Origin of the sequence: Bacillus sp. JJ1474, assembly GCF_036965225.1 — a bacterium.
In the GTDB taxonomy this organism is placed as follows: domain Bacteria; phylum Bacillota; class Bacilli; order Bacillales; family Cytobacillaceae; genus Cytobacillus.
On sequence record NZ_JBALPC010000197.1, the window covers coordinates 1 to 7,250 of the forward strand.

General features: G+C 34.9%; 7 protein-coding genes. 1 reads left to right on the plus strand and 6 read right to left on the minus strand.

Features of this window, described 5'->3' with window-relative positions; translation table 11 throughout:
* From V7164_RS21310 to V7164_RS21335, 6 genes are all read right to left on the minus strand, one after another.
* A partial coding sequence (locus tag V7164_RS21310; protein ID WP_335355178.1) for an ABC transporter ATP-binding protein occupies positions 1-1,036 on the minus strand: 1,036 nt, incomplete at its 3' end.
* 13 nt (positions 1,037-1,049) lie between these two features.
* The gene (locus V7164_RS21315) at positions 1,050-2,132 is read right to left on the minus strand and encodes an ABC transporter substrate-binding protein (protein ID WP_335355179.1); all 1,083 of its coding nucleotides are present in this window, start codon (positions 2,130-2,132) and stop codon (positions 1,050-1,052) included.
* 25 nt (positions 2,133-2,157) lie between these two features.
* Entirely contained in the window at positions 2,158-2,946 is a 789-nt protein-coding gene (locus V7164_RS21320; protein ID WP_335355180.1) for an ABC transporter permease, read from the minus strand.
* Complete coding sequence (locus V7164_RS21325) at positions 2,943-3,785, minus strand: ABC transporter permease (protein WP_335355181.1); 843 nt, start codon at positions 3,783-3,785, stop codon at positions 2,943-2,945. The genes V7164_RS21320 and V7164_RS21325 overlap by 4 nt, the downstream gene beginning before the upstream one ends.
* Positions 3,786-3,797: 12 nt before the next feature.
* Positions 3,798-4,967, minus strand: a complete 1,170-nt coding sequence (locus V7164_RS21330; protein WP_335355182.1) for a M28 family metallopeptidase — start codon at positions 4,965-4,967, stop codon at positions 3,798-3,800.
* A gap of 10 nt (positions 4,968-4,977) precedes the next feature.
* A complete protein-coding gene (locus V7164_RS21335; protein ID WP_335355183.1) occupies positions 4,978-5,667 on the minus strand; it encodes a GntR family transcriptional regulator in 690 nt (229 codons plus the stop codon).
* 986 nt (positions 5,668-6,653) lie between these two features.
* Between V7164_RS21335 and V7164_RS21340 the strand changes: the two genes are divergently transcribed.
* The gene (locus tag V7164_RS21340) at positions 6,654-7,061 is read left to right on the plus strand and encodes an ABC transporter ATP-binding protein (protein WP_335355184.1); all 408 of its coding nucleotides are present in this window, start codon (positions 6,654-6,656) and stop codon (positions 7,059-7,061) included.
* Positions 7,062-7,250: the final 189 nt, after the last annotated feature.

Here is a 7,250-nt window from a genome sequence, read left to right on the forward strand (position 1 = left end):
CAGTTAAATAATCCAAAATTTCTTCATCAGGTAGATTAATAATAATCTCCTGAGAACCTGATACACACTCAACTACTCTTTTTGAACCAACAAAATGAACATTTTTTATTTTTGCATCAAATGCAATTCGGTCTGAAGAATAGGAATTATTCGTTAATTTTAAGTGTTCAGGTCTAATTACTAGTTTTTTATTTGATGTATTAATTTGCGGAAACTCTTTCAATAGATTTTCTTTATTTTTGCTTTGTAATAAATTTACATCTATTACGTTAGTTTCTCCGATAAAATCAGCAACAAATAGCGTTTTTGGATTGCTATAAATTTGTTCGGGAGTGTCAATTTGTTCAATTCTCCCACTGTTCATAACCGCAATTCGGTCTGACATGATTAAAGCTTCCTCTTGATCATGAGTGACGTAAATAAACGTAATCTTAAATTGTTCATGAAGCTTTTTTAATTCGAACTGCATTTTTTTTCTAAGCTTTAAATCTAGTGCCCCGAGTGGTTCATCTAGGAGCAACACTCTGGGCTTGTTCACTAAAGCTCTAGCTAATGCAACCCTTTGCTGCTGGCCGCCTGACAGTTGCCTTGGATATTTGTCTTTATGCTCCTCTAATCCCATAATTTCGATAATTTCATTTGTTTCGCTTGTAATTTGAGCCTTTGATATTTTCTTTTGCTTTAGTCCAAAAGCGATATTATTATAGATACTTAAATGAGGAAACAATGCATAGTTCTGAAAAACGGTATTAACTGGACGGTGATTAGGTGGTAATTTACCTGTTTCTTTACCGTCAATCTTTATGCTTCCTTGACTTGGCAATTCAAACCCGCCAATCATTCGAAGAGTGGTGGTCTTACCACAACCGCTGGGACCAAGAAGGGAAAGGAACTCCCCTTCTTTTATACTTAAAGAAATGTTATCAACTGCAATTGCCTGATTATATTTTTTGGTTACCTCATTAAACTCAATTATTCTATTTTTTTCTTCGGCCTGATGTAAGGTACGGGTTTCTGCTAATGGAACCGCTGTCATGATTGAAACCTCCTTAACTTCCCATTTGTCTATTCCAGAGTTCGTTCCAGTCATCCCTGTTTTTGTTTATGAGATTGTAATCTGGCATTTTTAAATCCTGTAGTGATCCATTTTTGCCATATGGCATTCTTTCAAGCGTTTTTTCATCTAATTTAACATCCTTATGAACAGGTGCTAGATATAGGTCATTAGCGATTCCTTCCTGTGCTGCCTTTGAAGTGGCATAGTTTAAGAAGGAATAAACTTGATCGGACTTTTTTGTCCCATTCACAATATGCCAGAAGCTACCTGCACCTAGAACGCCTTCCTCTGGTACGACAAACTCAATTGGCAGACCTTGGTCTTTCATTACATATGCGGGTCCACCATAATGTGCTCCAACTGAAGCCTCTCCGCTTTGATATAAATTAGTAGCAGCTCCTGATCCGTCAAAAAATGCAACTACATCTAAAGACTTCAATTTTTCTAGTCCTTTTTCTACTTTCCCTTTTTCTTCCCCTTCCAGCTCAGAAATTTGCATTAATAAAGGGAGTCCTCCAGTAGTTGCAGGTGTAGGAATTGTTAATTTTCCTTTGTATTCGTCATTCCAAAGATCCTTCCATGATTTTGGTGGATTATTAACTACGTCTTTGTTATACACGATTCCTAAACCCCAATATCCAAGAGCTACACCAAATGTTTCATCATCAATTCCTTGAAATGCCTCAGGTAAAAGAGAATCGCTTTCTTTAAATTTGCTTCTATCAAGTTTTTCGACAATATCATTCTGATATGACAATTCGGAAATTCCTGAGTCCAATAAAGCTAAATCAATAGTAGGAGAGCCCTTTTCTTGTAATAAACGAGAATAAGTTGTTGTTGAATTTCCTTCTATGATATTCACTTTAATGCCGGTCTCTTGTTCAAAAGGTTTAATAATGTGCTTTTTAATAGTTTCTCCCCAATCACCACCAAAAATGGCAATGGATATTTCCTGACTTTTTACATCTGTATTAGCCTCAGTTGCATCACCTTTGGGTTGAACAGGCTTTCCACAACCAGTAGCAACCATTAACAAAACTACGAATAATATTGTATACACTCTTAATTTCTTCATAAAGAAGCACCCCTAGTGTCCTGTTTTATTTTGAGGCAATATTCTCAATTCCCACTAACATATCAATAATGAGAATTAGGATAAAAGCAATATAAATTGTTACAGCGGAAACAGCAGCAATCATCGGATCGATATTATACTGAACATAATTGAACATTTTAACAGGAAGTGCCATTTGATCAGCTGCTGTAAGGAAAATGGTCACTTCTACATTTATCCAAGAGACAGCAAATGAAAATAGAGTTCCAGCAATAATGCTTGATTTCATTAGTGGCAAAGTTATGGAGAAAAAGGTTTTCCATGCTCCCGCACCCAGGTCCCTGCTCGCTTCTTCAATATATGGGCTTATCCCTATAAAGCTATTCACACATGTCCGAACAACATATGGCAAAATAATAACGATATGTGCGAATACTAAGGTTACGAAATTCTGTGGGCTGTTCGTAAAGTAGTAAAAAAACTGTAACAGAGCCAATCCTAAGAAAATTTGAGGAAGCAAGAGAGGGGATGAAATAAGATTCATCACAATCCCCTTTCCTTTAAAAGTATTCCTTGCTAAACCGTAAGAAGCAGGAATACCGATTAATATTGCTAAGAGTGTTGCTGCACCGGATAATTTGAAGCTATATAGGAAGGACTCTACATAAGAAACATCTTCAAAAAGCTTTTGATACCACTTTAATGTAAATCCTTGGCCAGGGAAGCTTAAATAGTTTAGTTCTGTAAATGAAACATTAATTAAAACCAATAGAGGGAAGGCTAGGAATAGAAAAAGGAAACAACCCACAATCCACATAAATGTTTTAGAGATCAACGTCTTCCCTCCTCAACCCAGTCAGATCTTAATAAATAATGATTCAGTCCAATAATCAGGAAGCTAAAGATTAAGACTGCAAAAGCAACAGCTGAACCAAACTGATAATTAAACACTTGCATCATCTGTTCATAGATAACAGTAGCAATTAATTGAACTCTTCCTCCAGAAAGCATGGCAGGTGTTACGTATGCACTGATAGCTAAAGAGAAAACCATAACACTTCCAGCTAAAATACCCGGGACTGTCAGTGGGAGAGTTACTTTTATAAAAGTTTGTAAAGGGCTTAGTCCTAAATCGGCAGCAGCCTCTTCAAATCTAGTATCTATATTTTCTAAAACTGTTGTTATAGATAAGATCATAAAAGGAGCTAAGATATACACCAAGCCAATTATGATTCCCGTTTCGTTATACAAAAGTTTTATCGGCTCAGAGATGATACCAAGCCCCATTAAGGATTTGTTGATAAATCCGTTATTCCCCAAAATCACCATCCAGCCAAATGACCTGACAACTGCACTTGTAAATAATGGGGAAATGATCAGGATATAAGCAATTCTTTTCAACATCTTTTTCTTAATATATTTGGTTGTAAAGTATGCGATAAAATAACCGATTACCAGAGTAATGAAAGTTGCAATTAAAGAAATTTTTAAAGATCGGAACGTAATGGACAAATAGTGTTGATCTTGAAAATATAAAAGATAATGCTGGAATGTAATACTTCCGTTCTCATCCAAAATAGAATTATTAAGGACAACAATTAAAGGAAGAATGAAAAATCCCAATAGAATTAAGACAGACGGAGCCAAAAGAAGAACGATAGTTTTTTTTGACATAGCTGTTCACCCTTACTCTATTCGTTTAAGTAAATTAAAAACGGTTTCAATAATAAGCTCCACTTTATCATATTCAATTTTTTCTATTGTATCTGTTGGACGGTGATAGTCTGGCAACCTCCAAAACATGAGCAGTGCTGTTGGAATACCTTCTAGATGGAACATCCATTCATCTGCTCCAGCCTTAGGAGTATCAACATCAACTTCAAAATCACTTCTCTCATAAGCCCCGGATTCTCTAAAACTATCATTTACTTTTTGACGAAAATCTTCTGGTCCAACCCATGACCAAATCTTGTCTCCTGCACTAATTTGGTCAAGATTAATTACAGCTGCCACTTCATCAAGTCTTCCTCTCTCTTTTAAATCATTCACATAATAGTCTGCACCGATAAAACCGACTTCTTCATTGGAAAATGCAATGACATCAACATCAAATGGAAAATCATAATTTTCACTGCGTAGTCTTCTCGCAATTTCAATGATTCCAGCTATACCTGAACCATTATCATAAGCCCCAGGAGTGTTTAATGTAGTATCAGAGTGAGCGCAAATAATTACCTTTTTCCTATTTGTGGTGTTTTTAGATTTGTATGGATGACTAATAATATTTGCAGATTTACACTCCTTTATATTTCCCTCCACTTTTACAAACACTTCAATTTCATGACCTTCATTTAGAAGTTCCTGTACATGAAGATGATCCTCAAAGCTCATAACTACTGCAGGAATAGGGAATTTTGATCTTGGATTCAGTAATGCAATCGGATCGCCACCGCTATTTACAACAATTTGTGCTAAAATTTCGCCTTCTGCGCCTAAGACGTTGTAACAAGGCATATCATAAACGCCAGGTATCAATCCTTTTATCCCATGATATGTAAGTTTCCCACTAATTCCAGTACTAGGTGTGGACCCAGAAAATAATAGATAGGCTGTTTTTAATACTTTTGATATTGGATATAGAATCTCAAGTTCAGGCGATCCTTTAGGCTCCCAACCAATAAAAGGATAAACTTGCTTCTCAGCTTCTACTCCTATTTCATTAAGGCGTTGATAAATGTAGTCTGTCCCTTTCCATTCACCTTCTGTACCAGCAAATCTTTGCCCTACTTCCTCGCTTAAAACTCGAATAGTTTCTTTGATTTCCTCACGAACATTTGTAGATTTAATATCATTCATTACAACCCTCCTATATGTTCGAAGTTATTTGTTCTGAAGGCGTATTATCTTCCATTACAACTTTTGCATAATCTGTAATTCCACTTAAATGTTTGATAAATACTTCTTCAACCAGTTCCGGATCTCTTCTGCATAAAGCCTCATATATTTCTAAGTGCTCCTTAATGGATCTTTCTACTAGATGAGGTCTACTTAAAAAGGAATGTCTAAAATGAACTATATAATCATGTAAATTTTCTAGAATATTAACTAATCTGATTAAGCCAGAGGTTTTGATTATTTCCGCATGAAATAAGTCATGGACCTTCATAAGTTCATCAACTCTACCTTGTTGAAAGTAGACTTCTGACAGATCTAGATAGCTTTTTAATTTCAATAGCTGATCGTCGGTGATTTTTGTTGCTGCAACTTTAGCTGCTGTAGGCTCTAATAAGGAACGAATGAGGATAATTTCATTGATGGATTCTAAGGATATTCCTTTGACTAGGCTGTGTGTTCTCGGGAGTATTTCAACTAATCCTTCTTGTTCTAATCGTTGAATAGCCTCTCTGACTGGAGTTCTACTTACTCCTAAGTTCTTAGCTAGATCCATTTCTACTAATCTTTGTCCATTTTTTAGTTCACCATTAATTATCTTTAATCTGAGTTGATTAAAAACTTCCGAAGCAATAGAAACAGATTTAATTTTATCTAACTTCATCTCAATTATTAACCTCCTTCCATTTTCGTATTGAATTCATTATACGACATATTGTATACAATCTACAATATATTTTTCTAAATATTTTCAAAACACACAAAATACTAAATAAACATAATCATTAATCATATTATAAAAATGCTATTTGAAAGAAAAAGAGTATCATGTCCTACTATATTAAATCATGCAGCATGCCCCTCTAAACTAGGCTTAGCTGCGGGGCATTCATCTGCTTCGGACGACCTTGCGAAATAATCTTTAGATTATCACGGCACGGGTGAACTTCGCAGCTTTTTCGGAACCATGTTGAATTTCTCTGAATTAAGTTTGAAACCTAATAAAGCCTATTCGAATAAGCATACCGCCAGGGTCAAGCTGACAAAATCACATACAATTTGATACTAGAAATAATCAAATCTTTATAACTAAATGGAATTTTAACTAGCTAAGTTTAGTAAATGGGGAAAAATGTATAAAATGATTTCAAAACCAAGCTTTTTCATCAACTTTCCCACAAAATAAAAAACACTCACAAACATTGATGTATCAAAATTTGTGAGTGCTTTATCGTTTCTAAATATAAATCGTTTTTACCTAGAAATACCGGTGGTCGGAGTTGAACGGACACACCTTACGGAACACACAGGAGGCCCCGCAGCTAAAATGGGGAAAACTCATCACATATTAATTGTTTTGCTAAATCTCTATTAATTGAAAAATCAATGGAACTCCCATTTTTCATGGTTCGCACCTCCAAATATACTTTATCCAACAAATTACGACATACTTCTTTAATTCCCCTTTAAAAAAACCTTGTAGATTTAATGATAAGTGGTATTTTCCTTCGTATTTAAATGCTACTATCCCAATTTAAATAAAATTACTTGGGAACAACACCAATAATTACCTCAACAGGATAAAATAACTATTATCTATTGTTTTTCTACCGTAATCATTTAATAATAGAATAAGAGAAATATGTAGGAATGAATGTTAATGAAAGTGAAGTGGATAAGGTGTTAAAAGGGCTTCTTGATAAAATATTTAAACCAACCCAGCAGACATCTCAAGAAAAGATTCATAACATAAGCCAGGCTGATGTCGAGGCAATAATAGATGCAAAACTTAAAGAACATGCAGCAACTATTCAATCTACCAATGAAAACCAGCAAAATGAAAAACAGACAGCCAATCGGGATGATTACAAATTAACAGCCAAACAAATGGAGTTTGCTCTTTCTCTAATTGGCAAAGTCAGTAATGAATTTAAGCTTGCAATTGACCCATCTGAATTAACTGTAAAGGACTTGAATAGGCTCATTGCCTATCAAAGATATGGAAATAAGGGGACATTGATTAATCTAGTAAAAAATGGTGTTTTGAAAAAAGTTTAACCATAAAAAATATCCCCTGGTTCGGATTCCAGGGGATTCAAGTATTTAAATATTATAAAGGAGTTTTTAGATGGTTTTGGAAAATAAGACAGTTTCTTAAATTAACGTGAAACATAATCTCAATTGACTATATACCGTGATGGTCCTTTAAAGACCTCTTTGACATGCCATCCAAGAAATGAATCATTC

Coding starts and splice junctions, on each gene's coding strand:
- V7164_RS21335 (WP_335355183.1), bottom strand. CDS start 5,667: ATGAAGTTAGATAAAATTAAATCTGTTTCTATTGCTTCGGAAGTTTTT.
- V7164_RS21325 (WP_335355181.1), bottom strand. CDS start 3,785: ATGTCAAAAAAAACTATCGTTCTTCTTTTGGCTCCGTCTGTCTTAATT.
- V7164_RS21330 (WP_335355182.1), bottom strand. CDS start 4,967: ATGAATGATATTAAATCTACAAATGTTCGTGAGGAAATCAAAGAAACT.
- V7164_RS21315 (WP_335355179.1), bottom strand. CDS start 2,132: ATGAAGAAATTAAGAGTGTATACAATATTATTCGTAGTTTTGTTAATG.
- V7164_RS21340 (WP_335355184.1), top strand. CDS start 6,654: ATGAATGTTAATGAAAGTGAAGTGGATAAGGTGTTAAAAGGGCTTCTT.